Raw genomic sequence first — 25022 nt, 5'->3', positions numbered from 1 at the left:
CCCCGATGCCGCGTCCCGCCTGGTCCCTGTTTGCCTACCAACTGATCGAGCCTGACGAACAGCTGGACCTGTTCGCCTGCCAGGAAGTGCGGGTACACCTGGTGACCCGGCAGCTGGAGCTCGGCGGCTCGGCCGACCGGACGCTCTGCGGCAGCCTGCTGCCGGCCCAGCCTCGCTGGTCGAGCGTGGATCGCAAGATCTTCCAGGACCATCGCCTGTGTTCGTTATGCCGGGCGATCCTGGAGTCCCAGAAGCGCGGCACCTCGCCGATCTGGCCGGAACTGCGGTTCGAGTTGTGATCATCCTGCCCTCCCCGAAATAACGGGGGACGGTGTACAATCGCGATCTTCATACCCTCTGTTCGATCTGCGAAGGATTTCCCGGATGTTGCCGCGCTTGCCTGCCGTCGCCCGCTGCCTGTCTCTTGCCGCCCTGTGTATGGCCGGGCCCGTTGCTGCCCTGGAATTGCCCCTGCCACCACCCGGCGAAGACATTGTCGGCCAGGTGCAGGTGATCAAGGCCAAGTACGAGGACACTTTCGCCGACCTGGGCACGACCTATGACCTGGGCTACACCGAAATGGTCGCCGCCAACCCGGGTGTCGATCCCTGGCTGCCGGGCGCCGGCACCGAGATCGTGCTGCCGACCCGTTTCATCCTGCCGCCGGGCCCGCGCGAAGGCATCGTGATCAACCTCGCCGAGTATCGCCTCTACTACTACCCCAAGGGCCGGAACGTGGTTTACACCTTCCCGTTGGGGATCGGTCGTGAAGGCTGGGGGTCGCCCATCGCCCGGACCAGCATCATCGCCAAGACGCCGAACCCGACCTGGACGCCGCCGGCTTCGATCAGGGCCGAACATGCCGCCGATGGCGACATCCTGCCGAGCGTGGTACCGGCCGGTCCCGACAACCCGCTGGGGCCGTTCAAGTTCACCCTGGGTACCCCGGGGTACCTCATCCATGGTTCGAACAAGAAGTTCGGCATCGGCATGCGCACCAGCCACGGCTGTTTCCGCATGTTCAACAACAACGTCCTGGAAATGGCCAGCATGGTGCCGGTGGGAACGCCGGTGCGTATCATCAACGACCCTTACAAGCTGGGCCTGAGTGGTGGCAAGGTTTACCTGGAAGCCCATACCCCGGTGGACGACAAGGGCAACCCGTCGGTGGTGGACAAGCACACCGCGGTGATCAATGCGATGCTCAAGCGTGAGGACATCACCAGCAACCTGCGCATGAACTGGGATATGGTGCGTGATGTGGTGGCCGCCGAAGATGGCCTGCCGGTGGAGGTCGCCGTGCCGAACGCGTCGGCGCCCATGGTCTCGAGTGCACCGATCGACATGCAACAGTAAGAACGCTCTTCAGGACCCGCCGACGTTTCGCGACGTCGGCGGGTTTTTTATCGCCTGGAAAAACACCCGGGCATAAAAAAGCCGACCCAAGAATGGGTCGGCTCGATAACAATCCCGAAGGACTATTACTTGCGGCTGGCTTTTTCCAGCATGCGCAGAGCGCGCTCGTTGGCTTCGTCAGCAGTCTGTTGTGCTTTTTGAGCAGCAGCCAGAGCTTCATCAGCTTTACGGTAAGCTTCGTCTGCACGAGCTTGGGCGCGAGCTGCTGCGTCTTCGGTAGCAGTCAGACGTGCTTCGGTTTCTTTCGATGCGCTGCTGCAACCGGTAGCCAGAACTGCGGCCAGGGCCAGAGCAGAGAATTTCAGAACGTTGTTCATCGTGTTCCCCTTCAAGGACTTTCTATTAGTGACTGTCTCCCCAGACTGAGGAGTTAGCCGGCGTACATACTACCCATTACTTGTAGTAAGTAAACTGACGTAGCGCAAGAAGCAAAAAAATTGTAGGCGGTGATTCTTTTTCGAGCAACTTTTCTTGCGGTTGTTTAAAAAATACACAGCGCCAAGCCCTTGAATGGAGTGTGCAAGGGTAGAAAAGTTCCGCTTGCGAGAGGAACTCCGGGGCGACCGCTAAAGTCGCTGCTTATTGATTCGCCTACACTTTTGTTCATTTTTTGTGCAGGCCCCAGGCATCTTTATTGGTATTGCCGGTGACTTTAACTACGGGCGTTCGTCTCAAGACTCAACAACTGGCGATGTTCAGCTATTGCACCTTCGCTGACTTCAGCGTGACGCTGGCGTTCAAATCCCTCGACCTGGCGGGTTTTCCCTTCAATGACAGGCGTGCCTTGAGCATTTGCGTCATTGGTGCCTACTATTCATGACGTGCTCGGGTTTGAGCGGTTGGCTTTTTTAGCGCTCGGTGACCGGACAGGCACGGGGTGGCGTAGATGTTCCTTCGCCGGAAAAACATCGGTAAGGTAGGGGTCAGCATTCAGACCCGCGAGGAGTAGTGATGAGCGAGGCGTTGTCCATCCACCATGACCAGGCTGGTCATCAGTTCGAGACCACTGTGGACGGTCATCGTGCCTATCTGACTTACATGGATCTGGGCAAGCAGACCCTGGATATCTATCGCACGTTCGTGCCCAATGCCTTGCGCGGTCGGGGCATTGCGGCGGCGCTGACTGAAAAGGCGCTGCAATACGCGGAAGAGATGGGCTACACGGTGATCCCGTCCTGTTCCTATGTGGAACGCTACATGGAGCGTCACCAGCGACACGCGGCGAAGCTCTGACACCAACGATTTCCAATGAAAAACGCCGGGTCCAAAGCCCGGCGTTTTTCATGCGCTAGAAGAAAGTAGCGATCAAGCGCGCTGACGCTTGGGCAGCACATCCTTGAGCTTGGCGTGCATGCTGCGCAGGGTTTTTTCCGTGGTACCCCAGTCGATGCAGGCATCGGTGATGGAGACGCCGTACTGCAAGTCGGCGAGGTCCTTGGGAATCGCCTGGCAGCCCCAGTTGAGGTGGCTTTCGACCATCAGGCCGATGATCGACTGGTTGCCTTCCAGGATCTGGTTGGCCACGTTCTCCATGACCAGGGGTTGCAGCGCCGGGTCCTTGTTGGAGTTGGCATGGCTGCAGTCGACCATGATGTTCGGCTTGATCTTCGCCTTGTTCAGCGCTTGCTCGCACAGCGCGACGCTGACCGAATCGTAGTTCGGCTTGCCGTTGCCACCGCGCAGTACCACATGACCGTAGGCGTTGCCCTTGGTGGTGACGATGGACACGCCGCCTTCCTGGTTGATACCCAGGAACCGGTGAGGATTGGAGACCGACTGCAATGCGTTGATCGCCACGGTCAGGCCGCCGTCGGTGCCGTTCTTGAAGCCCACGGCCGAGGACAGGCCCGAGGCCATTTCGCGGTGGGTCTGGGATTCGGTGGTTCGCGCGCCGATGGCCGACCAACTGATCAGGTCCTGCAGATATTGCGGGGAGATCGGGTCCAGGGCCTCGGTGGCGGTGGGCAGGCCCATTTCCGCCAGGTCCAGCAGCAACTGACGACCGATGTGCAGGCCATCCTGGATCTTGAACGAGTCGTCCAGATAAGGATCGTTGATCAGGCCTTTCCAGCCGACGGTGGTCCGGGGTTTCTCGAAATACACCCGCATGACCAGGTACAGCGTATCGGAGACTTCCGCTGCCAGGACCTTCAGGCGCTCGGCATATTCGTGGGCGGCCTTGATGTCATGGATCGAGCAGGGCCCGATGACGACGAACAGGCGATGGTCGGTGCCGTCGAGGATATTGCGGATGACTTCCCGCCCCTTGGTCACGGTGCGCAGGGCAGCGTCGCTCAGGGGAATATCGCGCTTGAGCTGGTCAGGCGTGATGAGGGTCTCGTTGGAGGCGACGTTAAGGTCATTGATCGGTAAATCAGCCATCGTGTTACTCGTCAGGTCACGGGTGCCGGCCGCCAGCGATCCCCGCGCGGCGGTGCACAGCGGATTTAAGCGCGTCGGGGAGCCGAACCTTATCGCGTTACGAGGCTGCTCGACAATGGGCAAGGGCCGGTTTAATGGTGCTGGGAGCGCTTGATCCGACCTGAAGGCGTGGCATTGGCGAAAAGCGCCTGCGCCAGGGCGAGGATCGGCCCGATGGACACAAGGCTCCTCGCCACGGGGAAGGGCACCTGTGTAATGATGTGCTCGGCCTTCAAGCAGAGGAGTGACGATGATGCAGGCAGGCTTCAAACCGCGGATCGGGGTGATCGGCACCGGGGCGATCGGTGGGTTCTACGGCGTGATGCTGGCGCGTGCCGGCCATGATGTGCACTTCCTGCTGCGCAGTGAATTCGGCGCGGTCGCTGAACACGGCTTGCGGATCGATAGCGCGGTCCACGGACCACTGACACTCAACCCGGTCCAGGCATATCGATCCGCAGCCGACATGCCGCCCTGCGACTGGCTGCTGGTCGGCGCCAAGACCACCAGCAATGCCGACCTGGCCCCGGCCATCGTCCAGGCGGCGGCCGATGGCGCGAAGGTCCTGCTGCTGCAGAACGGTCTCGATGTCGAAGACGAACTCCGGCCCCTGTTGCCCGAATCGTTGCATCTGCTGGGCGGCCTGTGCCTGATCTGTGTGAACCGTGTCGGCCCGGGCGTCGTCGCGCATCAGGCCCTTGGCTCGGTGAATATCGGTTATCACAGCGGTTCATGCGCTGACCAGGCCGGGCGCATGGCGGTCGTCGAGGAGGCCGCGACGCTGTTTCGTGCCGCCGGCATCGACTCCCAGGCGATGCCTGACCTGCGACAGGCCCGCTGGCAGAAGCTGGTGTGGAACGTGCCGTACAACGGCCTGTCCGTCCTGCTGGGGGCCAGCACCACCCCGTTGATGGCTGACGACCGCAGCCGCGAGCTGATCCGGGCGTTGATGGAGGAGGTGGTGCGTGGTGCCCAGGCCTGCGGTCATCACGTCGCGCCAGGCTACGCCGAGTATCTGTTTACGATGACCGACAAGATGCCCGATTACTGGCCAAGCATGTATCACGACTTTTCCCACAAGCGTGCGCTGGAACTGGATGCGATCTACTGCCGGCCATTGGCGGCGGCGAAAGCGGCAGGTTGTGAATTACCGAAAATCGAAGCCTTGTACCAGGCGCTGGCGTTCATCGACGGACGCAACCGCTGATCGGGCGGAAGGGGGAGGCATGGCAAACACCATCGATGACAGGCTGGTGCTGGCGATCTCTTCACGGGCGCTGTTCGACCTGAGGGAAAGCCACAAGGTGTATCTGTCGAGTGGCGTCGAAGCCTATCGGCAGTACCAGATCGAGCACGAAGACGAGGTCCTCGAACCTGGCGATGCGTTCGCCCTCGTGCAAAAGCTGCTCAGCCTCAACGAGCATCTGGGGCGTGCCCGGGTCGAGGTAATCCTGGTGTCGCGCAACAGTGCCGACACGGGGCTTCGGGTGTTCAACTCGATCCATCATTACGGCCTGGCGATCTCGCGCGCGGCCTTCGTCGGTGGTCGCAGCCCGTACCCTTACCTCAAGGCGTTCGGCTGCGATCTGTTCCTCTCCACCCATGCCGAAGACGTACGCAGCGCCCTGGACGCCGGATTCGCCGCGGCGACCATCCTGTCGGGCGGTGCCAGCCGTGCCGCCAGCGAAGAGTTGCGCATTGCCTTCGATGGCGATGCGGTGCTGTTTTCCGATGAGTCGGAGCGCATCTACCAGAGCGGCGGGCTGGAGGCTTTCCAGGCCAGCGAGCGACAGGCCGCCCGCGAGCCGCTGCGAGGCGGGCCGTTCAAAGGGTTCCTGGCGGCGCTCAATGCGCTGCAGCGCGAGTTTCCCGAGGACGCCTGCCCGATTCGCACTGCCTTGGTCACCGCCCGTTCGGCTCCCGCCCATGAGCGGGTCATCCGCACCTTGCGCGAATGGGACATCCGTCTGGACGAGTCACTGTTTCTCGGCGGCCTGACCAAGTCGGCATTCCTCGAAGCCTTTGCCGCCGACGTGTTTTTCGACGACCAGACCGGCCACTGCGAACTGGCTCGCGAAGTGGTCGCCACAGGTCACGTACCCCACGGCATCAGTAACGAAGTCAAGCCCTGACGAGCCGTCGTCCGGGACGTCAAGCCACACGTCGTAGTCCCCGAGGCACTGCTAAGCTGAATCAATCTCCGCCATTCTGGCACGCGAGGAGGTCACATGATTCGTTCGATGCTGTATGCCACAGACCTGGGGCTGTATGCCCCCTATGTGATGCAGCATGCCTTGGCGTTGGCACGGACGTTTGAAGCCGAGTTGTATGTGGTGCATGCGGTAGAGCCGATGGGGCTGTTCGCCGAATCGGTGTTGCAAAGCTATCTCGACGAGCAGGCGCTGAACGAATTTCATCGACAGGGTCTGAATACCGTGATGGCCAATATCGAACAGCGGGTGCTCGACAGTTTTCGCGAAGAATTGGGGGAGGGGCAGCAGGACTTGAAGCTGATCAAATCGGTCAGGGTGTATCAGGGCGATCCTTCCCAGGTCATTCTCGAACAGGCAGCGAAACTCTCTGTCGATTTGCTGATCGTAGGCAGTCATTGCCAAGGGGCAAGTGGTGAGACGCCCTTGGGCAGGACCGCTGCGCGGGTATTGCAGTTATCCCGGGTGCCGGTGTACCTGGTGCCGCTGGTGCAGCGTCGGCGCCAGGGAGAAGCTTGAGGCTAAATGATGGCTTTTCATAAAAAGTTCTAGATTTATTGTCGTGACCATTCATATAGTTATATACCGTCGCTGATGCCCGTGGCGTCCAACTGCTTTGAGGGATACATATGAAGCTTCAACAACTGCGCTACATCTGGGAAGTGGCGCACCACGACCTCAACGTTTCCGCTACCGCACAAAGCCTCTATACGTCGCAACCCGGCATCAGCAAGCAGATCCGACTGTTGGAAGACGAGCTGGGAGTGGAAGTCTTCGCCCGCAGTGGCAAGCACCTGACCCGCGTGACCCCGGCCGGTGAGCGCATCATCACCACGGCCGGCGAGATCCTGCGCAAGGTCGAGAGCATCAAGCAGATCGCCCAGGAGTTCTCCAACGAGAAAAAAGGCACCCTGTCGATCGCCACCACTCACACCCAGGCCCGCTACGCGCTGCCGCCGGTGATCAGCAATTTCATCAAGCAATACCCGGACGTGGCCCTGCACATGCACCAGGGGTCGCCCATGCAGATCGCCGAGATGGCCGCCGACGGCACGGTGGATTTCGCCATCGCCACCGAGGCCCTGGAGTTGTTCGGCGACCTGGTGATGATGCCGTGCTATCGCTGGAACCGTTGTGTGGCCGTGCCCCAGGGCCATCCGTTGACCAAGCTGCCAAAGCTGACGCTCGAAGCGCTGGCCGAATACCCCATCGTGACGTATGTGTTCGGGTTCACCGGCCGGTCGAAACTCGACGAAGCCTTCAGCCACCGTGGGCTGACCCCGAAAGTGGTGTTCACCGCCGCCGATGCCGACGTGATCAAGACTTATGTACGTCTCGGCCTGGGCGTGGGTATCGTGGCGAAAATGGCCGTCGACACCAAGCTCGACAGCGACCTGGTCGTGCTGGACGCCAGTGAGCTGTTCGAATCGAGCGTGACCAAGATCGGATTCCGCCGCGGCACTTTCCTGCGGGGATTCATGTGCGATTTCATCGAGAAATTCGCGCCACACCTGACCCGGGAAGTCATGGCCAAGGCCATCCAGTGCCATAACAAGCAGGAACTCGAGGAACTGTTCGACGGCGTCGAACTACCGGTACATTGATACCAGAGAGCGTACGAAAAGGTCGTCGTGTACCTTTTCGTACGCCCTAGATCACCTCGGTGACAGCGAACTGTTGCCGGGTACCCGCCACCACGATCTCCACCTCATCGCCTTCGAACTTGCCCAGCAGGCCTCGGCCCAGGGGGGAGCGAGGGGTGATGACCGTGATCGGCTGGCCCACCAGCGACACCTTCAGTCCCGCTGCATCCGGCCCGAGAAACAGCCACTGCTCGCGACCTTCCTCATCTTCCAGGCCGATCAGTGTACCTACCTGGATCCCGCGTTGTTCGTCGTATGGCCTGAGCGCCAGGTTCTGGCAGAGCGCCAGGGCCTGGCGGATTTCCTCGACGCGTCGGGCTTGTCCGGCGGCGAGGTAGGACGCTTCGAGGCCCAGGGTGTCGTACTTGTTCTCGGCGATGTTCTCTTCATGGGTCGCGGCTTCGTAGGCGGTTTGCGCGGCGCGTTCGGCGATCTCGAGATCGACCTTGAGCTTGTCGAGAATCAGTCGGTGGACGGTCTGTTTATCCATGATCAATTGCAGAACTGTAGAACGTTGGCACGGCTTTTTTCGCTGGGGGCGTTCTGGTCCTGCTGCAGCCAGAACTGGCATTTGGGATTGGACAGGTTACGCGGATCGCTGCGGGCCTGATCCAGGGCCTGGCGCTGCTCGTTCCTTTGCAGGTTCTGCTGATACTGCTCGAACATGGGCGTGGGCGGCTCGGGAGGCGGCTGCACGGCTGGCGGTTGCGCCAGTTGATGCACGGCGCCGACCACCGGGGCCAGTTGTTCGTCGAAGATGAATTTCGACAGCAACCAGCTGGTCAGGACGATGGCGAGAAACCCAAGCCATAATCCCAGGGCAATGCTGAGGGTCAATTGCAGGGCGCCGAGGCGCTGGGCGGGCGGATGATCGGGCATAGCTGCTTCCTGGCAGGGCTCGTAGGGCGGTGATTGTCGCATGAAGATTAATCGCCGTCGGCCCTTCTGCATCATCGGTTTATTCGGGACAATCGCACCTTTGTCACAGGGAGTCGGGAATGACCGGGCGTTGGGATATCTTTTGCACCGTTGTCGATAATTTTGGCGACATCGGCGTCACCTGGCGCCTGGCCCGGCAACTGGTGGCCGAGCATCGGTGTGCCGTCCGGCTATGGGTCGACGACTTGCGTGCTTTCGAGCGGTTGTGCCCAGGCATCGATACCACCCTCGCGCAGCAGTGGCAGCAAGGGGTTGAGGTGCGTCACTGGGCCCAGGACTGGCCCGCCACCGAAGCGGCCGATGTGGTAATCGCCGCGTTCGCCTGCCAGTTGCCCAGTGCCTATATGGATGCGATGGCCGAGCGCCAGAAGACGCCGTTATGGATGAATCTCGACTACCTGAGCGCCGAGGACTGGGTCATCGGATGCCACGGGCTACCGTCGGTCAAGTACCGCCACGTGCAGAAATATTTCTTCTTCCCTGGTTTCCGTGAAGGGACGGGAGGCTTGCTGCGTGAAGCGGGTCTGTTGGAGCGGCGCCGGCAATTCCAGCAGGATGCCGAGGCGCAGCGCATGTTCCTCCAGGGCTTGGGGGTCGAGCGGGCGCCGGATGCGCGCCTGATCTCCCTGTTCGCCTATGAAAACGCCGGGCTGGCGAGTTGGTTCGATGCCATGGCGCACGACGCCCGGGCGTCCCACGTGCTGGTGCCGGAAGGGCGGATACTGGGGGACGTCGAACGTTGGTTCGCGGTAGGCCCGTTGGAGGTCGGCGCAGTGCATCGGCGTGGCGCCCTGACGGTGCAGGTGCTGCCATTCGTCCGGCAGGATCAATACGATCTGCTGCTGTGGTGCTGCGATTTCAACGCCGTGCGCGGCGAGGATTCTTTCGTGCGTGCCCAGTGGGCCGGCCGGCCACTGCTCTGGCACATCTATCAGCAGGAAGAGGACGTACACCTGGACAAACTCGAGGCTTTCCTCACGCTCTACACCCAAGGACTTGCAGAGCCGGCGCAAAAAGCGATGAGCGGTCTCTGGCGGGCGTGGAATGCCGGCCAGGACATGGCCGAACACTGGAAAACCGTCTGCGAGCGGCAGCAGGAACTGGCCGAACATGCCCAGGCGTGGTGCCTGGAACAGGCTTCGCGACCCGATCTTGCCACGGCGCTGGTGAAGTTTTATGGAAATTGGCTATGATACGCGGCCTAGATTTTTGTAAATCCCATCCAAATTCGGATATTCGCAATGAAAACTGGTAAAGAACTCAAACCCGGTACCGTGATTCGTATCGACAACGATCCTTGGTTGGTTCAGAAAGCTGAATTCACCAAGTCGGGTCGTAACAGCGCGATCATGAAGACCAAGCTGAAGAACCTATTGACCGGCTACAAGACCGAAACCGTCTACGGCGCCGACGACAAGCTGGACGACGTGATCCTCGACCGCAAGGAAGCCACCCTGTCCTTCATCAGCGGTGACTCCTACACGTTCATGGACACCACTGACTACACCATGTACGAGCTGAACGCCGAAGACATCGAAAGCGTCCTGCCATTCGTTGAAGAAGGCATGACCGACGTCTGCGAAGCCGTATTCTTCGAAGGCCGTCTGGTTTCCGTGGAACTGCCGACCACCATCGTGCGTCAGGTTGACTACACCGAAGGTTCCGCTCGCGGCGACACTTCCGGCAAGGTCATGAAGCCTGCCAAACTGAAGAACGGTACCGAGCTGTCGGTTGCTGACTTCATCGAAATCGGCGACATGATCGAGATCGATACCCGCGATGGCGGTTCCTACAAGGGCCGCGCCAAGTAAGCGACGCCTTGTGCATGAAAAAGCCCGACCATTGAGTCGGGCTTTTTCATTTCAACATACAGCAATTCCTGGTGGCGAAGGGAGCAGGCTCCCTCGCCATCAGGGCTGCGCAGCCCATTCACTTAAGGTGTTGCTTGAGCTCCTCGGACACCTGCAACATCGCCGAACGCACTGCCGGCACCTGGCTCACGACGTTGAGCAGGCCATAGTCGTGGATCATGCCGTTGTAGCGCACTGCGGTGACCGGCACACCGGCGGCGTCCAGTTTGCGAGCATAGGCTTCGCCTTCGTCGCGCAATACATCGGCCTCGGCGGTCTGCACCAGTGCTGGCGGCAGCCCCTTGAGTTGCGCGGTGGTCGCCCGCAGCGGCGAAGCATAGATCTCGCTGCGCTGTCCGGCATCGGTGGTGTAGTTGTCCCAGAACCACTTCATCATGTTCTTGCTGAGGAAGTGTCCCTCGGCGAATTGGTTGTAGGACGCAGTTTCGAAGCTGGCGTCGGTCACCGGCCATAACAGCGCCTGGAACCGGATCGCCGGGGTACCCTTGTCCTTGGCCATCAATGCCACGACGGCTGCCATGTTGCCGCCAACGCTGTTGCCCACCACTGCCAGGCGCTTGCCGTCGACATTGATCTGCTTGCCATGCTCGGCCACCCATTTCGTGGCGGCGTAGGCCTGGTTGATCGCCACCGGGTAATGCGCTTCGGGGGACGGCGTGTAGTTGACGAACACTGCCGCGGCTCCCGATCCCGCCACCAGGTCACGAACCAGTCGTTCGTGGGTCGGGAAATCCCCCAACACCCAGCCGCCGCCATGGAAGAACATGAACACGGGCAATTCCCCCTTGACCCCGGCCGGACGAACGATGGTCAGGCTGATCGACTGGCCATCCACCTGGATGGTTTTCTCGCTGACATCGGCCTTGGGCAGGGTCAGTTTAACCCCCGCCTGGGCGCCAACCAGTACAGCACGGGCATCCTTGGGAGAAAGCTGTTCCAGCGGCTTGCCAGTGCCGGCGTTCAGTGCATCGAGGAACGTCTGGGTGTTGTGCTCGACAATGCCGTTGGCGAAGGCGCTGCTGACGCTGAGTGCGAGAAGGGTGCCGGTCAGGGCTTTGCTGAATGTGTTCATGTTCGTCTCCTTGAGGTCAGTAGGGTCGGTGATCAGATGGTTACGTGCAGGCGGACATCGACGTTGCCGCGAGTTGCGTTGGAGTAGGGGCAGACTTGGTGAGCCGCGTCCACCAGGCTTTGCGCTTCGTCCTGATCCAGGCCTGGCAGGCTGATGTGCAGGTCGATGTCGAGGCCGAAACCACCGGGGATCTGGCCGATGCCGACATGGGCGGTAATCGAGGCATCATCCGGGATCTTGCGCTTGCTCTGGCTGGCGACGAATTTCAGGGCGCCGATGAAGCAGGCCGAGTAACCGGCAGCGAACAGTTGTTCCGGGTTGGTTGCCGCGCCACCAGCGCCGCCGAGTTCCTTGGGCGTGGCGAGCTTGACGTCGAGGATGTTGTCGCTGGAGATCGCACGACCATCACGGCCGCCGGTGGAAGTTGCGATTGCTGTGTAGAGAGTTTTCATGATGGGAGCCTCGTTCCTGGTTGATGTTTTGCGCTAAATATTTGTGCGCTAAGTAGGTGTGAAGAGAATGTATAGCGCAAATATCTTGCGCGCAAGATAAATTTTCGAGGCGGATGGATTTTTTTAGATCGGAAGGTCTTGAACCCTTGATATAGAGCGTTCCAAGCGGTGAAAAAAATTTGATACGCCGGCTTCGAGTAGGCCTTTGTGGACAGACCTGGCCTACATAAGGAAGTCGGGTAAGGATGAAATGGGGGGCGCAGGCAGGAATATGCGGGGTGCGAAGGCTGAGGGCGGGGGGGCGTGTGTGGGCCGCGCTTGCTCACGATGGCGCGGTGGCAGTCCCTGGCGGTATGACGACATACCGCCATCGCGGGATCGCCAGGCTTTGAGGAGGTGGAATCAGAGGCTGTCTTGCAGATGGCTGCGCAGTGCCTGCAGGTCCTGTTGCAGTTTTTTCAACTGCTCCAGGGTCTGGCCGCTGGCGGCGAGGATGCATTGGGGAATATCGAGGGCTTTTTTCTGCAAGGCGCGGCCTTTCTCGGTGAGTTCCACAACCACCACGCGTTCGTCTTCTCGGCTGCGGGTGCGGCTCAGCAGGCCTTCGGCCTCAAGGCGCTTGAGCAGCGGGGTCAACGAGCCCGGGTCGGTAAGCAGGCGACTGCTGATCTCCCCTACGGTCAAACCGTCGGTTTCCCACAGCACCATCATCGCCAGGTATTGGGGGTATGTCAGGCCCAGGGCTTGCAGCAGTGGCTTGTAGACCTTGGTCATCATCAGCGACGTAGAGTGCAGGGCAAAGCAAACCTGGTTGTCGAGCAACAGGGCTTCGCAAGGGTCGGGGGTGGCGTGCTGAGTACTCATGGCAAAACCTTCAATCAATGATTGGGATAAATCTAGCGGGCAAATCTTTCGTGCGCCAGACAATTCTGACGTGTTGCACCGATGTCACGTTTCGCCGAAGGCGTCGACTGCGTAGGATATGCGCCCTTGATGAGGGGAGAATCGTCTGTGATCGAGAGTTTTCTGTATCTGGTGGTCGGGGCTGCGTTGGGCACCCTGGGGGGATTGTTCGGGATTGGCGGCGGATTGATCGCGATTCCGGTTCTGGGGGTCTGGTTCGGTCTGGACCAGCAGATCGCCCAGGGGACGGCGCTGGTGATGGTGGTTCCCAATGTGATGCTGGCCCTGTGGCGTTACCACCAGCGTAATCGCATCGAGCTGCGCCATGTCCTGCCGTTGGCGACCATGGGGTTCTGCTTTGCCTGGCTTGGCTCGATCTGGGCCGTCGGCATCGATGCCCAGAGCATGCGCATCGGTTTCGTGGCGTTCTTGATCGTATTGGCGGCCTATAACCTGATCCGTATGTTCGCCACCAGCGCGCCGGCCTCGGCACAGATGCGCTATGGCTGGCCGTGGCTCGGCGTGCTGGGGGCGGTATCCGGGGCCATGGGAGGTCTGTTCGGTGTCGGCGGGGCTGTTGTCGCGACGCCTATCCTGACCAGCCTGTTTGGCACCACCCAGGTGGTGGCCCAGGGGTTGTCGCTGTCGCTGGCCTTGCCCAGCACCGGCGTGACCCTGGCTACCTACGCGTTCCACCACCAGGTGGACTGGAGCATCGGCGTGCCCTTGGCCGCCGGCGGCTTGCTGAGCATCAGCTGGGGCGTGAAAGTCGCCCATGCCATGCCGGAGCGCCTGTTGCGCGCCTTGTTCTGCGGCTTCCTGGTGGTTTGCGCGATCCTGCTCGCCTTTAAAGCTTGAAGCCTTCGACGATGTGCTCGGCCAGGCATTCGGTGATCGGCGACGGATTGTGCAGGTTGCGGATCAGCATGATGCTGGCCTCGGGCAGTTCCGGCAGGTTCTCGGCCTCGCCCAGTACCCGCATGTCCGGCGTGAGCAGGCTTTCCAGTTGCGCGGTGATCGCCAGGCCCGCGCCCACTACGGCCATGAGCGCCGACAGGCTGGAACTGTTGTAGGCCACGCGATACTCGCGGCCCATGGCATCCAGCGCATTACAGGCCCACTGTCGGCAGAAACAGTCACTGTTGAACATCGCCAGGGGCAGTGGTGTTTTTTCATGGGCGTTGAAGCACGCCGCTTCGGCCCAGACGAAGCGTTCCTTGCGCAATAGCTGGCCGATTTCATCCCCGGGTTTACGGGTGACGATGGACAGGTCCAGGTCCTGGCGCAGCAACAGCTGCTTGGACGATTCGCAATGCACTTCGATTTCGATCAGCGGATAGAACTGGGCGAAGCGCTGCAGGATACCCGGCAGGAATCGCATCACGTAATCGTCCGGTGTGCCGATGCGCACGGTACCGACCATGTGCGGTTCGCGCAGGGTATTGAACACCTCGCTGTGCAGCTTGAGGATCCTGCGGGCGTACCCCAATAGCACCTGGCCTTCGGCGGTGAGCTTGACCTGGCGCCCGTCACGCTCGAACAGGCGCCGCTGCAGCACATCTTCTTCCAGGCGCTTCATCTGCATGCTGACGGCGGACTGGGTGCGGTTGACCAGTTCACCGGCGCGGGTGAATCCCCCCTGGTCGGCGATGGCGACGAAGGTACGCAGCACTTCCGTATCGATGCTCGGGTAACTCGACAATGGATCAATCTCCGAGATGTATTGCATAAGAAACATTCGTTGGATTGATCTTAGCGGTGGCGCGAGACTTGAGCCACCCCCAACGGAGGACATCACGATGAAAGGTCAGAAAGGATACGTATCGATAGATAAGCACTCATTCCATCGGTTTTCCCTCAGCGATCTGTTGCACAAGTTTAGCCGCTGGTATGAATTGCACCATGAGCGTGAATTGCTCGCCGGATTGAGCGACGAGGCGCTCAAGGACATCGGTGTCAGTCGAGCGGATGTCGAAAAGGAAGTGGTTCGGCCATTCTGGGATGATCCATTGCACAAATGAACCATCCCTCCCTACACAAATCGATTCCCGGTGAGGTAGGTTGCGAGCAGACAAGGAGATCTCCATGCCCGCGACTGTATCCTTTACCCTCAAACAGGCCCGGCGCCTGGCGTTGGCCGCCCAGGGATTCAATGGGCGGCTGGCGCCGGCTTCGGTGCAGTCCTCGCGTCTCAACCGTCTGATCGAACGCCTCGGCGTGCTGCAGATCGATTCCGTCAACGCATTGGTGCGCTCGCATTACCTTCCGCTGTTCTCCCGTCTCGGCCATTACAATCTCGATTTGCTCGATCAGGCGGCCTGGAGCCAGGGGCGACGCCGGACATTGTTCGAGTACTGGGGGCACGAAGCGTCCCTGCTGCCTATGTCGATGTACCCGCTGATGCGCTGGCGCATGATCCGCGCGTCTCGCGGCGAAGGCATCTATCAACAGTTGGCGCGTTTCGGCCGGGAGCGCCAGGAGGTCATTCGCCGCGTCCTCGCGTCGGTCCGGGAGCGGGGAGCCCTGGGTGCGGGCAGCTTGTCCACTCGCCAGGAGAAGGCCGGTCCGTGGTGGGACTGGAGCGCCGAGAAGCATGCCCTTGAGTGGCTGTTCGCGGCCGGGGAGGTCACGGTGGCGGGGCGCCGCGGTTTCGAGCGGCTCTACGACCTGCCGGAGCGGGTGCTCCCGGCCTCGGTCCTGCAACAGCCGCTGCCGGACGAGGCCCAGGCCCAGCGCGCATTATTGCTGCACGCGGCCGAAGCGCTGGGAGTGGGAACCGAAAAGGATCTGCGAGATTACTTCCGTCTCGACCCGGCTGACAGCCGCGCCCGGTTGGCGGAGCTGGAAGAGGGCGGGCAGTTGCTGCGTTGCCAGGTGCAAGGCTGGAAGCAGCCCGCCTGGTGCCGACCTGATGTGAAGATTGTTCGCAAGGTAGCGGCCAGTGCCCTGTTGTCGCCGTTCGATTCGCTGGTATGGGAACGCAGTCGTACCGAGCGGTTGTTCGATTTCCGTTATCGACTGGAAATCTACACCCCGGCCCACAAGCGCGTGTACGGCTATTACGTCCTGCCGTTCCTGCATGACGAACGTATCGCCGCCCGGATCGATCTACGGGCGGAACGCGCCCAGGGCCGGTTGGCGGTGCATGCGGTGCACGAGGAAGAGCCAGGGCTGGACGAGGAGGGCATGCTGGCGTTGGCGATGAGCCTGCGGCGCATGGCCGATTGGTTGGGGTTGGAACGGGTTCAGCTCAATTGCCGGCGAATGGGTGGGGTACGCTTGGCGGTGGCGTTGGCCGGAATCGGTGCTGGCTGAGTCGGTCCCTTCGCGGGCAAGCCTGCTTCCACATCGGGCCGGGTCGAACACAAGAATCATGTTCATCGCCGGCCTACCGTGGGGGCGGGCTTGCCCCCGAAGATGTCGTTCAGTCGCGACAAGCTGAACGATTCAGCGCCGAACCTGCTTCAACGTTTCGGCAATCAGGAACGCCAGCTCCAGCGACTGATCGGCATTCATCCGCGGGTCGCAGTGGGTGTGGTAGCGGTCCGACAGGCCATCCTCGGTGATCGGCCTGGCGCCGCCGATGCACTCGGTGACGTTCTGTCCGGTCATCTCGATGTGGATTCCGCCCGCATAGGTACCTTCCGCCCCATGGACCTGGAAGAACTGTTTCACCTCCCCGAGGATCTGCGCGAAGTCCCGCGTCTTGTAGCCGCTGCTGGCCTTGATGGTATTGCCATGCATGGGGTCTGAGCTCCACAGCACCTGCTTGCCTTCACGCTGCACGGCACGCAACAGCTGTGGAAGATGATCGCCAACCTGATTCGCGCCCATCCGTGCGATCAGGTTCAGGCGGCCCGGATCGTTGTCGGGGTTGAGCACGTCGATCAGGCGGATCAGGTCATCGGGCTTCATGCTCGGGCCGACCTTGACCCCGATCGGGTTGTTCACGCCCCGCAGGAATTCGACATGGGCTCCGTCCAGTTGACGGGTACGGTCACCGATCCAGAGCATGTGTGCCGAGCAGTCGTAATAGTCATTGGTCAGGCTGTCCCGGCGCACGAAGGCTTCTTCATAGTTCAGCAGCAGTGCTTCATGTGCGGTGAAGAAGCTGGTTTCACGCAATTGTGGCGAGCTGTCCATGCCGCAGGCGCGCATGAACGCCAGGGTTTCGTCGATGCGGTCGGCCAGGTGGCTGTATTTTTCCGCCAGGGCCGAGTTGGCGATGAAGTCCAGGTTCCACTTATGCACCTGGTGCAGATCGGCAAAACCGCCCTGGGCGAACGCCCGCAGCAGGTTCAAGGTAGCGGTGGACTGATGGTAGGCCTGCAACAGTCGATCCGGATCCGGCACGCGGCTCTGCTGGTCGAAGCCGATGCCGTTGACGATGTCGCCCCGGTAGGCCGGCAAGGTCATGCCGTCGATGGTTTCATCGTTGGCCGAACGCGGCTTGGCGAATTGCCCGGCCATGCGGCCGACCTTGACCACCGGGCAGCCGGCGGCGAAGGTCATGACAATGGCCATCTGCAACAGCACCTTGAAGGTGTCGCGGATCTTCGCCGCCGAGAACTCCGCAAAGCTTTCGGCGCAATCGCCACCCTGGAGCAGGAAGGCCCGGCCCTGGGTCACCTCGGCGAACTGACGGCGCAGTTCCCGGGCCTCTCCGGCAAACACCAGCGGCGGATAGCTGGCCAGGGTCTGCTCGACCTGCAGCAGGTGCGCCGCGTCGGGGTAACGAGGTTGTTGCTGGATCGGCAAGGCGCGCCAGCTGTCAGGGCTCCAGGGTTGGCTCATCATGGTCTCTAATGGATTACGCTCGGACGCCCATGTTACCAGCAAATTAGTGCGTGACCTGCTGCCGTCGCCTGGTCGACAATCGCGCTTTTGCCCAGGCACCGGCCCAACCGGTCATGCGCGGCCTGGTTGCTATCGGGAGTTGAAATGACAGAGGAGCGTGTCGAGCATCTGCTCGCCGAAGTGCACGATGAGTTCGGTATGATCCGCGTGTTCGAGGTGGCCGATTACCGGTTCCTCGAATTCGGCGATGCCATCGAACAAAGCTGTGTGTTCACGGCAGATCCCAGCTGGCTCGAATACGATTACACCCGGGCCATGCTGATCGGTGCGTTGTGCCATGAGCAACCGGAAAGCGCGCTGTTCCTGGGGCTGGGCGCCGGAACGCTGACCCAGGCCTGTCTCAAGTTCCTGCCGCTGGAAGATGTCGAGGCTATCGAATTGCGCCCCGATGTGCCGCGCCTGGCCATCGAATACCTGGGGCTGGATGACGATCCCCGCCTGTATATCCGGGTCGGCGACGCCCTGCAGCTGCTGGAAACCGCCGAACCCGCGGACCTGATTTTCGTCGACCTCTATACCGACGTCGGTCCGGGCGTCGGGCATCTGGCCTGGGGGTTCCTGGAAAACTGCCAGAAGCGTCTCAATCCGGGCGGCTGGCTGGTGATCAACCAATGGGCCACCGATGACGGCAAGCCGTTGGGTGCGGCGTTGCTGCGCGGTTTGTACCACCGCCACTACTGGGAATTGCCAGTGAAGGAGGGCAATGTGATCCTGATCGTGCCGGCGGACCTGGAGCAGACACTGGATATGGAAGGCCTGATTGCCCGGGCCGAAGGGCTGGCGCCACGACTGGGCTATTCGTTGCAGTCATTGATCAAGGCGATCCGGCCCGCGACCTGATCAAGGGCCAGGAATCCCTGTGGCGAGGGGATTCATCTGGCTGGTGCGCGCAGCGCGCCCCTCCAGTGCTCATCCTGTCGGGAATGCGTCGGATACATCGGGGCTGCCTGGCAGCCCAACGGGATAAATCCCCTCGCCGCATTGGGTGTATGGCAAGCCCGTACTGCGGCGCAGCGATAAAAAAAGCTCCCTTTTTGGGCAAATTCCGGTATAGTGCGCGCCGGCCTTTAGCCGGGCCGCGTCAAGGTAGCGCAATTTTCTGAAGCCAGCTTCGGTTGCATGTCCGCACAACGGATGCTCTCTCGACGTTCTTTTTTCATTCATTCGTTTTCGCAAATCCCCGCCGACAAAGCTGCCAGGGCGACTCTTGAGTCTCAACACGGCATGCGCAGCTTTGGAGCATGGGTCTTTGCGGATGCACTTAGAGGCAGACCCATGACCCAGGAAATCGGCGGCTTCGCCGCTCTTGAACTTCATCCCAATATTGTCGCTGCAGTAGTCGCTACCGGCTATGAAGAGCCTTCGGCCATTCAGCAGCAGTCGATCCCGATCATTCTCGCCGGTCACGACATGATTGGCCAGGCGCAAACCGGTACGGGCAAGACCGCCGCGTTCGCCCTGCCTATCCTGCACCGCATTGATCCGTCCAAGCGCGAGCCGCAAGCTCTGATCCTGGCCCCAACCCGTGAGTTGGCGCTGCAAGTTGCAACCGCTTTCGAAACCTACGCCAAGCAGATGCCGGGCGTGACTGTTGTGGCTGTCTACGGCGGCGCGCCGATGGGCCCACAACTGAAAGCAATCCGTAATGGCGCACAGATCGTTGTCGCCACCCCGGGCCGTCTGTGCGACCACCTGCGTCGCGACGAAAAAGTCCTGGCCACCGTGAACCACCTGGTTCTCGACGAGGCGGACGAAATGCTCAAGCTGGGCTTCATGGATGACCTGGAAGTGATCTTCAAGGCCATGCCGGAAACCCGCCAGACCGTACTGTTCTCGGCCACCTTGCCGCAGTCGATCCGTGCGATCGCCGAGCGTCACCTCAAGGACCCGAAACACGTCAAGATCCAGAGCAAGACCCAGACCGTCACCGCGATCGAGCAGGCCCACCTGCTGGTCCACGCCGACCAGAAGACCTCTGCCGTCCTGAGCCTGCTGGAAGTCGAGGATTTCGACGCCCTGATCATGTTCGTTCGCACCAAGCAAGCGACCCTGGATCTGGCCAGCGCCCTGGAAGCCAAAGGCTACAAGGCCGCTGCGCTGAACGGGGACATTGCCCAGAACCAGCGTGAGCGCGTCATCGACTCCCTCAAGGATGGTCGCCTGGACATCGTCGTGGCGACTGACGTTGCTGCCCGTGGCCTGGACGTTCCGCGCATCACCCACGTATTCAACGTGGACATGCCGTACGACCCTGAGTCCTACGTTCACCGTATCGGTCGTACCGGTCGTGCGGGCCGCGAAGGTCGCGCACTGCTGCTGGTGACGCCTCGTGAGCGCCGCATGCTGCAGGTGATCGAGCGTGTGACCGGCCAGAAAGTGGCTGAAGTGCGTCTGCCGGATGCCCAGGCCGTTCTCGATGCCCGCATCAAGAAACTGACCAATAGCCTGTCGCCGCTGGTGGCTGACGCTGAGTCGACCCACGGTGATCTGCTCGATCGCCTGACCGCCGACATCGGTTGCTCCCCACGTGCCCTGGCTGCCGCCCTGCTGCGCAAGGCGACCAATGGACAGGCACTGGACCTGGCTGCGATCGAGAAAGAGCGTCCACTGGTGCCGAACAGCGCGCCTCGTGGCGATCGTCCTGAGCGTAGCGGTGACCGCCCTGACCGTGGCGACCGTGAGCGTCGTGCTCCGATCCCGCTGGCCGAAGGTCGTGCCCGTTGCCGTACCGCACTGGGTGCTCGTGACGGCATTGCCGCCAAGAACCTGCTGGGCGCCATCCTCAATGAAGGTGGCCTGGCTCGTGAAGCCATCGGTCGCATCCAGGTGCGGGACAGCTTCAGCCTGGTAGAGCTGCCGGAAGATGGCCTGGAGAAGTTGCTGACCAAGCTGAAGGACACTCGCGTGGCCGGCAAGCAACTCAAGCTGCGTCGCTATCGCGAAGATTGATCGGCCCCAGGGTCGACTGATCGAACATAAAAAATCCCCGACTGGTTCGGGGATTTTTTTGCCTGTGGCTGGGTGTTTCCTCAAGGACAGTCGTTGTGAAGGCAATCGCGAGCAGGCTCGGTCCGCCTGTCAACCGAACCGATAGATGTCCATCCCCAGCGTCCCCATTGCGAAGCCTTGATGGGCAACACTGAACTTCCCGCCGGCACCCCGGGCAAAATACAGCGGCAGCAGATGCTCGTCGCTGGGATGGCTGCGCACGGCGTTCGGTGCCTGGTGGCGGTAATCATGCAAGGTGGCTTCGTCGTCGGCCTCGAGTTTTTCCACCATCCAGTCACGAAATGCCTTTGCCCAGGACTCGATGCTTTCAGGTCCGGCGCTCCAGTCCAGGTCCCGCAGGTTATGGGTAATGCTGCCGGAACCGATCAGCAGGATGTCGCGCTGGCGCAGCGGCGCGAGCGCCCGGCCCACCCTGGTCTGCAACGCTGGCCCCTGGTGGCTGGGCAGGGATACTTGAACCACCGGGATGTCCGCTTCGGGGTACATCAGGGACAACGGTACCCAGACGCCGTGATCGGAGGGGCGTTGGCTGTCGAGGCGCGCCGGCAGATGCGCGGTGTCGAGCAATTCTGCGACTTCTGCCGCCAGGCCGGGATTGCCCCGGGCGGGATACTGCACGTTGTACAGGGCGGGCGGAAAGCCTCCGAAATCGTGCCAGGTGCGAGGCTGCGGATTGGCGCTGACCACCAACTCATCGCTTTCCCAATGAGCGGAAACAATGACGATGGCATGTGGCCTGGGCAATTGCGCGGCGATGCGCGCCAGTGCCGGGCCGCTGTCGCCAGGCTCCAGGGCGAGCATCGGAGAGCCATGGGAAATAAACAGGCTGGGCAGCATGAACGGGCTCCTGAGCGTTAAGATGCCGCCATCTTCCGTCAGGTCTATGATCGGAATCTAATATAAGTTTTAACCCGTTTTGATCGAATTTTTGGAGCGAGTCATGGAGCCTGAGTTTTGGCACAAGCGATGGTCGACGGATCAGATCGGTTTTCACTTGCCGCAAGTGAACCCTTATCTGCAAGGATTCTGGCCGCTGTTGGGACTGGAGCGAGGCAGTCGGGTGCTGGTGCCGTTGTGCGGCAAGACCCTGGATCTGGTGTGGCTTGCTCATCAAGGGTATCCGGTGCTGGGGGTGGAGTTGTCGGAAAAGGCCATCACCGATTTTTTCCAGGAGCATCAGTTGGAGCCGAGCGTGAGCGAGGAGGGGGACTTCAAGGTATTTCGCGCCGGTGACATTGAAATCCGTTGCGGCGATTTCTTTGCCTTGAAGCCGGGTGATGTCGCCGATTGTGCCGCGCTGTACGACCGGGCCGCGCTGATCGCCTTGCCGGCGCCCATGCGCGAACGTTACGCAGGCCATTTGCAGGCGCTCTTGCCGGAGGGGGTCGGATTGCTGATTACCCTGGATTACAACCAGGAAGAGATGCCGGGGCCGCCGTTTTCGGTTGGCGACGAAGAGGTGCAGCGGTTGCTGGGCAAGGCCTGGCGGCTGGACGTGCTGCAGGAGCAGGACGTGCTGGGGGAAAGTTGGAAGTTTCTCCAGGCGGGGGTAAAGCGACTGGATGAGCGGGTCTATCGGATTTCCGCACGCTGAACCAAGGGACATCGTGGTTGCCCACGTGTAAATAAAAAGCCCGCATTGCGCGGGCTTTTTATCGAGATCTACCTTAGCCGCGACGACGCAGTGCGTCGATACGCTCTTCCAGTGGCGGGTGGCTCATGAACAGGCGAGCCAGGCCCTGCTTGATGCCGCCGTTGATGCCGAAGGCAGTCAGGGTGTCGGGCATGTGCACCGGCAGGCCCTGTTCGGCACGCAGGCGCTGCAGGGCACCGATCATCGCACTGGTGCCGGCCAGGCGGGCGCCGGCGTCGTCGGCGCGGAATTCGCGCTTGCGCGAGAACCACATGACGATGGCGCTGGCGAGGATGCCCAGTACCAGCTCGGCGAAGATGGTCGCCACGTAGTAGGCGATGCCCTGGCCTTCTTCGTTCTTGAAGATCACCTTGTCGACGAAGTTGCCGATGATGCGGGCAAAGAACATCACGAAGGTGTTCACCACGCCCTGGATCAGCGCCAGGGTCACCATGTCGCCGTTGGCGACGTGGCCGATCTCGTGGGCCAGCACGGCCTTGACTTCATCGGGCGAGAACCGCTCGAGCAGACCCTGGCTCACCGCGACCAGGGCGTCGTTCTTGTTCCAGCCGGTGGCGAAGGCGTTGGCCTCGTAGGCCGGGAAGATCCCGACCTCCGGCATCTTGATGCCGGCTTCGCGGGACAGCTGCTCGACGGTCTGCAGCAGCCATTGTTCATGGCGAGTGCGCGGCTGGCTGATGATCTGGGTGCCGGTACTCATCTTCGCCATCCACTTTGAGATGAACAGCGAGAACAGGGAGCCAGCGAAACCGAACACCGCACAGAAGATCAGCAGCTGATTGAGGTTGAGATCAACCCCATTGGCCGCCATGAACCCGTTGAAGCCGAAAAGGCTCAGGGTGATGCTGGCAATCAGCACGACCGCCAGGTTAGTGGCCAAGAACAGCAGGATGCGCATCATGGTGGTAGCAAACTCCTCATGCTAAAGATGTAGCGTTATGCGGGGTATATAAGGTGCTGCCGCAGGCTATTCAACTCACCGACTATTTCAAACTGTGTCCTACAGGCTTCCCAAATGATTGAAGGACTTTTCTGAAAGTACCAGAGAAATGAAATATGCCTCTCTGGCCCCTTGAATGTTAGGCCTGCTGCCCATCAGTTGCCGAGCAGTCAGTGTAGAAGGGGCGTCAAAATCGGTGGAACGGATATGTTGCTGAATCAGACAGCGCGCGAGGCGAGGTACCTCGCGCGCTTGTCCGGCTTATTGGCGATAGGACTTGAGGAAGTTGCCGATCCGCCCAATGGCCTGTTCCAGGTCGTCGACCCGTGGCAGCGTGACGACGCGGAAATGATCCGGCCATGGCCAGTTGAACGCGGTGCCCTGGACGATCAGCAGCTTTTCGGACAGCAGCAGGTCAAGTACGAACTTCTCGTCGTTGTGGATCGGGCAGACCTTGGGGTCGATCCGTGGGAAGGCATACAGCGCCCCCATCGGCTTGACGCAACTGACGCCGGGGATGTCGTTGAGCAGTTCCCAGGTACGGTTGCGCTGTTCCAGCAGCCGGCCCGGGGGCAGGACCAGGTCGTTGATGCTCTGGTAGCCGCCCAGCGCCGTCTGGATGGCATGCTGGCTCGGGACGTTGGCACACAGGCGCATGTTGGCCAGCATGTCGATGCCTTCGATATAGCTCTGGGCATGATGCTTGGGGCCGGAGATGGCAATCCAGCCGGAGCGGAAACCCGCCACCCGGTAGGATTTGGACAGGCCGTTGAAGGTCAGGCACAACAGGTCCGGAGCCAGGGAGGCGGTGCAGATGTGGACGGCGTCGTCGTACAGGATCTTGTCGTAGATCTCGTCGGAAAACACCACCAGGTTGTGCTGGCGAGCCAGCTCCAGCATGCCCAGCAACACTTCCCTGGAGTACACCGCGCCGGTCGGGTTGTTCGGGTTGATGATCACCAGTGCCTTGGTGTTGGGCGTGATCTTGGCCTTGATGTCCGCCAGGTCCGGGAACCAGTTGGCCTGTTCGTCGCACAGGTAATGTACCGGGTTGCCTCCGGACAGGCTGACTGCGGCTGTCCACAGGGGATAGTCGGGGGCCGGCACCAGCACTTCGTCGCCGTTGTTGAGCAGCGCCTGCATCGACATCACGATCAGCTCGGATACGCCGTTGCCCAGGTAGATGTCCTCGATGCCGACGCCTTCGACCTGCTTCTGCTGGTAGTACTGCATCACCGCCTTGCGGGCGCTGAACAGGCCCTTGGAGTCGCTGTAGCCCTGGGCGGTGGGCAGGTTGCGGATCACGTCCTGGAGGATTTCATCGGGCGCTTCGAAACCAAAGGGGGCCGGGTTGCCGATGTTCAGCTTGAGGATGCGATGGCCTTCCTCTTCCAGGCGTTTGGCGTGCTTGAGCACTGGGCCGCGAATGTCGTAGCAGACGTTGGCGAGCTTGTTCGATTTGCTAACCTGCATGGCGATGTGTTCCCGAAAATGAACGATCCAGGCGGGCGTCTCGACGACCGTTCTGGTGATCCTGCGTCTGTACCCGTGCCCGGACATGGCACAGGCGTCACAATCCGTTTGAATACGCATGGAGTGACTGCCAGACTGGCGTCTGACGAGGCGCAATCATAC

Annotated in this window: 27 protein-coding genes and 1 pseudogene; 16 read left to right on the top strand and 12 right to left on the bottom strand. The window is 61.0% G+C overall.

Annotated elements, in window-relative coordinates; all coding sequences use genetic code 11:
• Positions 1–5: 5 nt before the first annotated feature.
• Entirely contained in the window at positions 6–299 is a 294-nt protein-coding gene (locus BW992_RS25285; RefSeq protein ID WP_003199347.1) for a hypothetical protein, read from the top strand.
• Between the two features lie 85 nt (positions 300–384).
• Entirely contained in the window at positions 385–1356 is a 972-nt protein-coding gene (locus tag BW992_RS25280; protein ID WP_072389269.1) for a L,D-transpeptidase family protein, read from the top strand.
• A gap of 125 nt (positions 1357–1481) precedes the next feature.
• Here the strand turns inward: BW992_RS25280 and oprI are convergent, their stop codons facing one another.
• The gene (gene oprI / locus BW992_RS25275; RefSeq protein ID WP_011335311.1) at positions 1482–1733 is read right to left on the bottom strand and encodes an outer membrane lipoprotei OprI; all 252 of its coding nucleotides are present in this window, start codon (positions 1731–1733) and stop codon (positions 1482–1484) included.
• A 329-nt stretch (positions 1734–2062) separates the two neighbouring features.
• Between oprI and BW992_RS27010 the strand changes: the two genes are divergently transcribed.
• The gene (locus BW992_RS27010) at positions 2063–2236 is read left to right on the top strand and encodes a hypothetical protein (protein ID WP_156682188.1); all 174 of its coding nucleotides are present in this window, start codon (positions 2063–2065) and stop codon (positions 2234–2236) included.
• Between the two features lie 131 nt (positions 2237–2367).
• Positions 2368–2649, top strand: coding sequence for a GNAT family N-acetyltransferase (locus tag BW992_RS25270; RefSeq protein ID WP_042728324.1), 282 nt, complete (start codon positions 2368–2370; stop codon positions 2647–2649).
• Positions 2650–2721: 72 nt separating this feature from the next.
• On the opposite strand, the gene BW992_RS25265 is transcribed toward BW992_RS25270, so the two are convergent.
• The gene (locus BW992_RS25265) at positions 2722–3798 is read right to left on the bottom strand and encodes a 3-deoxy-7-phosphoheptulonate synthase (protein ID WP_072389267.1); all 1077 of its coding nucleotides are present in this window, start codon (positions 3796–3798) and stop codon (positions 2722–2724) included.
• Between the two features lie 292 nt (positions 3799–4090).
• Here BW992_RS25265 and BW992_RS25260 point away from each other — a divergent pair, with 292 nt between their 5' ends.
• The 4 genes from BW992_RS25260 to cysB all read left to right on the top strand — a co-directional run bounded on the left by BW992_RS25260 (position 4091) and on the right by cysB (position 7651).
• Positions 4091–5044 carry a putative 2-dehydropantoate 2-reductase gene (locus tag BW992_RS25260; RefSeq protein ID WP_076407386.1) on the top strand — a complete coding sequence of 318 codons (954 nt, stop codon included), beginning with the start codon at positions 4091–4093 and terminating at the stop codon, positions 5042–5044.
• 19 nt (positions 5045–5063) lie between these two features.
• Positions 5064–5969: a 5'-nucleotidase gene (locus BW992_RS25255; protein WP_072389265.1), complete on the top strand. Its 906-nt coding sequence runs from the start codon at positions 5064–5066 to the stop codon at positions 5967–5969.
• 96 nt (positions 5970–6065) lie between these two features.
• Complete coding sequence (locus BW992_RS25250) at positions 6066–6566, top strand: universal stress protein (RefSeq protein ID WP_014337270.1); 501 nt, start codon at positions 6066–6068, stop codon at positions 6564–6566.
• 110 nt (positions 6567–6676) lie between these two features.
• Positions 6677–7651, top strand: a complete 975-nt coding sequence (gene cysB / locus BW992_RS25245) for an HTH-type transcriptional regulator CysB (RefSeq protein ID WP_072389263.1) — start codon at positions 6677–6679, stop codon at positions 7649–7651.
• Between the two features lie 46 nt (positions 7652–7697).
• Here cysB and BW992_RS25240 read toward each other — a convergent pair whose 3' ends face one another.
• Together BW992_RS25240 and BW992_RS25235 are read right to left on the bottom strand one after the other, a co-directional pair.
• The gene (locus BW992_RS25240) at positions 7698–8180 is read right to left on the bottom strand and encodes a GreA/GreB family elongation factor (RefSeq protein WP_072389261.1); all 483 of its coding nucleotides are present in this window, start codon (positions 8178–8180) and stop codon (positions 7698–7700) included.
• A 2-nt stretch (positions 8181–8182) separates the two neighbouring features.
• Complete coding sequence (locus BW992_RS25235) at positions 8183–8569, bottom strand: hypothetical protein (protein WP_072430308.1); 387 nt, start codon at positions 8567–8569, stop codon at positions 8183–8185.
• Positions 8570–8688: 119 nt separating this feature from the next.
• On the opposite strand from BW992_RS25235, the gene earP reads away from it, so the two are divergent.
• Both earP and BW992_RS25225 read left to right on the top strand, forming a co-directional pair.
• On the top strand, positions 8689–9822 hold the full coding sequence (earP, locus tag BW992_RS25230) for an elongation factor P maturation arginine rhamnosyltransferase EarP (protein WP_072389257.1): 1134 nt from the start codon (positions 8689–8691) through the stop codon (positions 9820–9822).
• A 48-nt stretch (positions 9823–9870) separates the two neighbouring features.
• Positions 9871–10440, top strand: a complete 570-nt coding sequence (locus BW992_RS25225) for an elongation factor P (protein ID WP_053155174.1) — start codon at positions 9871–9873, stop codon at positions 10438–10440.
• 118 nt (positions 10441–10558) lie between these two features.
• Here the strand turns inward: BW992_RS25225 and BW992_RS25220 are convergent, their stop codons facing one another.
• The 3 genes from BW992_RS25220 to BW992_RS25210 form a co-directional block, all read right to left on the bottom strand.
• Positions 10559–11572, bottom strand: a complete 1014-nt coding sequence (locus BW992_RS25220; protein ID WP_072389255.1) for an alpha/beta hydrolase — start codon at positions 11570–11572, stop codon at positions 10559–10561.
• A gap of 32 nt (positions 11573–11604) precedes the next feature.
• Complete coding sequence (locus BW992_RS25215; protein ID WP_072389253.1) at positions 11605–12024, bottom strand: organic hydroperoxide resistance protein; 420 nt, start codon at positions 12022–12024, stop codon at positions 11605–11607.
• A gap of 402 nt (positions 12025–12426) precedes the next feature.
• Positions 12427–12888 (bottom strand): MarR family winged helix-turn-helix transcriptional regulator, encoded by a 462-nt coding sequence (locus BW992_RS25210; protein ID WP_072389251.1) that lies wholly within the window; start codon positions 12886–12888, stop codon positions 12427–12429.
• A 129-nt stretch (positions 12889–13017) separates the two neighbouring features.
• On the opposite strand from BW992_RS25210, the gene BW992_RS25205 reads away from it, so the two are divergent.
• Positions 13018–13785 (top strand): sulfite exporter TauE/SafE family protein, encoded by a 768-nt coding sequence (locus BW992_RS25205; RefSeq protein WP_207956594.1) that lies wholly within the window; start codon positions 13018–13020, stop codon positions 13783–13785.
• Here the strand turns inward: BW992_RS25205 and BW992_RS25200 are convergent.
• On the bottom strand, positions 13775–14629 hold the full coding sequence (locus BW992_RS25200; RefSeq protein WP_172834667.1) for a LysR substrate-binding domain-containing protein: 855 nt from the start codon (positions 14627–14629) through the stop codon (positions 13775–13777). The two genes, BW992_RS25205 and BW992_RS25200, sit on opposite strands and share 11 nt — an antisense overlap.
• 97 nt (positions 14630–14726) lie before the next feature.
• Between BW992_RS25200 and BW992_RS25195 the strand changes: the two genes are divergently transcribed.
• Both BW992_RS25195 and BW992_RS25190 read left to right on the top strand, forming a co-directional pair.
• Positions 14727–14948 carry a DUF1127 domain-containing protein gene (locus BW992_RS25195; protein WP_072389245.1) on the top strand — a complete coding sequence of 74 codons (222 nt, stop codon included), beginning with the start codon at positions 14727–14729 and terminating at the stop codon, positions 14946–14948.
• Positions 14949–15012: 64 nt separating this feature from the next.
• Entirely contained in the window at positions 15013–16242 is a 1230-nt protein-coding gene (locus tag BW992_RS25190; RefSeq protein ID WP_076407256.1) for a winged helix-turn-helix domain-containing protein, read from the top strand.
• Positions 16243–16374: 132 nt separating this feature from the next.
• Here BW992_RS25190 and BW992_RS25185 read toward each other — a convergent pair whose 3' ends face one another.
• On the bottom strand, positions 16375–17721 hold the full coding sequence (locus BW992_RS25185; RefSeq protein ID WP_072389241.1) for a class II 3-deoxy-7-phosphoheptulonate synthase: 1347 nt from the start codon (positions 17719–17721) through the stop codon (positions 16375–16377).
• A gap of 147 nt (positions 17722–17868) precedes the next feature.
• On the opposite strand from BW992_RS25185, the gene BW992_RS25180 reads away from it, so the two are divergent.
• Together BW992_RS25180 and BW992_RS25170 are read left to right on the top strand one after the other, a co-directional pair.
• The gene (locus tag BW992_RS25180) at positions 17869–18624 is read left to right on the top strand and encodes a spermidine synthase (RefSeq protein ID WP_072389239.1); all 756 of its coding nucleotides are present in this window, start codon (positions 17869–17871) and stop codon (positions 18622–18624) included.
• Positions 18625–19025: 401 nt separating this feature from the next.
• Positions 19026–20733, top strand: a pseudogene (locus BW992_RS25170) (DEAD/DEAH box helicase).
• 129 nt (positions 20734–20862) lie between these two features.
• Here the strand turns inward: BW992_RS25170 and BW992_RS25165 are convergent.
• Complete coding sequence (locus BW992_RS25165; RefSeq protein WP_072389235.1) at positions 20863–21630, bottom strand: DODA-type extradiol aromatic ring-opening family dioxygenase; 768 nt, start codon at positions 21628–21630, stop codon at positions 20863–20865.
• Between the two features lie 103 nt (positions 21631–21733).
• Here BW992_RS25165 and BW992_RS25160 point away from each other — a divergent pair, with 103 nt between their 5' ends.
• Positions 21734–22387: a thiopurine S-methyltransferase gene (locus BW992_RS25160; RefSeq protein ID WP_076407255.1), complete on the top strand. Its 654-nt coding sequence runs from the start codon at positions 21734–21736 to the stop codon at positions 22385–22387.
• Positions 22388–22460: 73 nt separating this feature from the next.
• Here BW992_RS25160 and htpX read toward each other — a convergent pair whose 3' ends face one another.
• Both htpX and BW992_RS25150 read right to left on the bottom strand, forming a co-directional pair.
• Positions 22461–23348 carry a protease HtpX gene (gene htpX / locus BW992_RS25155; protein ID WP_072389231.1) on the bottom strand — a complete coding sequence of 296 codons (888 nt, stop codon included), beginning with the start codon at positions 23346–23348 and terminating at the stop codon, positions 22461–22463.
• Between the two features lie 300 nt (positions 23349–23648).
• Positions 23649–24860: a pyridoxal phosphate-dependent aminotransferase gene (locus BW992_RS25150; protein WP_053155200.1), complete on the bottom strand. Its 1212-nt coding sequence runs from the start codon at positions 24858–24860 to the stop codon at positions 23649–23651.
• Between the last annotated feature and the right edge of the window lie 162 nt (positions 24861–25022).

This window comes from Pseudomonas sp. 7SR1, from assembly GCF_900156465.1.
GTDB lineage: Bacteria > Pseudomonadota > Gammaproteobacteria > Pseudomonadales > Pseudomonadaceae > Aquipseudomonas.
Note: the sequence above shows the minus strand (reverse complement) of the source record. Positions and strands in the feature narration are given on the sequence as shown.

Bases quoted from the DNA above. Each gene is read 5' to 3' on its own strand.
- BW992_RS25285 (WP_003199347.1), top strand. From the start codon at position 6: ATGCCGCGTCCCGCCTGGTCCCTGTTTGCCTACCAACTGATCGAGCCT.
- BW992_RS25280 (WP_072389269.1), top strand. From the start codon at position 385: ATGTTGCCGCGCTTGCCTGCCGTCGCCCGCTGCCTGTCTCTTGCCGCC.
- oprI (WP_011335311.1), bottom strand. From the start codon at position 1,733: ATGAACAACGTTCTGAAATTCTCTGCTCTGGCCCTGGCCGCAGTTCTG.
- BW992_RS25270 (WP_042728324.1), top strand. From the start codon at position 2,368: ATGAGCGAGGCGTTGTCCATCCACCATGACCAGGCTGGTCATCAGTTC.
- BW992_RS25265 (WP_072389267.1), bottom strand. From the start codon at position 3,798: ATGGCTGATTTACCGATCAATGACCTTAACGTCGCCTCCAACGAGACC.
- BW992_RS25260 (WP_076407386.1), top strand. From the start codon at position 4,091: ATGCAGGCAGGCTTCAAACCGCGGATCGGGGTGATCGGCACCGGGGCG.
- BW992_RS25255 (WP_072389265.1), top strand. From the start codon at position 5,064: ATGGCAAACACCATCGATGACAGGCTGGTGCTGGCGATCTCTTCACGG.
- BW992_RS25250 (WP_014337270.1), top strand. From the start codon at position 6,066: ATGATTCGTTCGATGCTGTATGCCACAGACCTGGGGCTGTATGCCCCC.
- cysB (WP_072389263.1), top strand. From the start codon at position 6,677: ATGAAGCTTCAACAACTGCGCTACATCTGGGAAGTGGCGCACCACGAC.
- BW992_RS25240 (WP_072389261.1), bottom strand. From the start codon at position 8,180: ATGGATAAACAGACCGTCCACCGACTGATTCTCGACAAGCTCAAGGTC.
- BW992_RS25235 (WP_072430308.1), bottom strand. From the start codon at position 8,569: ATGCCCGATCATCCGCCCGCCCAGCGCCTCGGCGCCCTGCAATTGACC.
- earP (WP_072389257.1), top strand. From the start codon at position 8,689: ATGACCGGGCGTTGGGATATCTTTTGCACCGTTGTCGATAATTTTGGC.
- BW992_RS25225 (WP_053155174.1), top strand. From the start codon at position 9,871: ATGAAAACTGGTAAAGAACTCAAACCCGGTACCGTGATTCGTATCGAC.
- BW992_RS25220 (WP_072389255.1), bottom strand. From the start codon at position 11,572: ATGAACACATTCAGCAAAGCCCTGACCGGCACCCTTCTCGCACTCAGC.
- BW992_RS25215 (WP_072389253.1), bottom strand. From the start codon at position 12,024: ATGAAAACTCTCTACACAGCAATCGCAACTTCCACCGGCGGCCGTGAT.
- BW992_RS25210 (WP_072389251.1), bottom strand. From the start codon at position 12,888: ATGAGTACTCAGCACGCCACCCCCGACCCTTGCGAAGCCCTGTTGCTC.
- BW992_RS25205 (WP_207956594.1), top strand. From the start codon at position 13,018: ATGAGGGGAGAATCGTCTGTGATCGAGAGTTTTCTGTATCTGGTGGTC.
- BW992_RS25195 (WP_072389245.1), top strand. From the start codon at position 14,727: ATGAAAGGTCAGAAAGGATACGTATCGATAGATAAGCACTCATTCCAT.
- BW992_RS25190 (WP_076407256.1), top strand. From the start codon at position 15,013: ATGCCCGCGACTGTATCCTTTACCCTCAAACAGGCCCGGCGCCTGGCG.
- BW992_RS25185 (WP_072389241.1), bottom strand. From the start codon at position 17,721: ATGAGCCAACCCTGGAGCCCTGACAGCTGGCGCGCCTTGCCGATCCAG.
- BW992_RS25180 (WP_072389239.1), top strand. From the start codon at position 17,869: ATGACAGAGGAGCGTGTCGAGCATCTGCTCGCCGAAGTGCACGATGAG.
- BW992_RS25165 (WP_072389235.1), bottom strand. From the start codon at position 21,630: ATGCTGCCCAGCCTGTTTATTTCCCATGGCTCTCCGATGCTCGCCCTG.
- BW992_RS25160 (WP_076407255.1), top strand. From the start codon at position 21,734: ATGGAGCCTGAGTTTTGGCACAAGCGATGGTCGACGGATCAGATCGGT.
- htpX (WP_072389231.1), bottom strand. From the start codon at position 23,348: ATGATGCGCATCCTGCTGTTCTTGGCCACTAACCTGGCGGTCGTGCTG.
- BW992_RS25150 (WP_053155200.1), bottom strand. From the start codon at position 24,860: ATGCAGGTTAGCAAATCGAACAAGCTCGCCAACGTCTGCTACGACATT.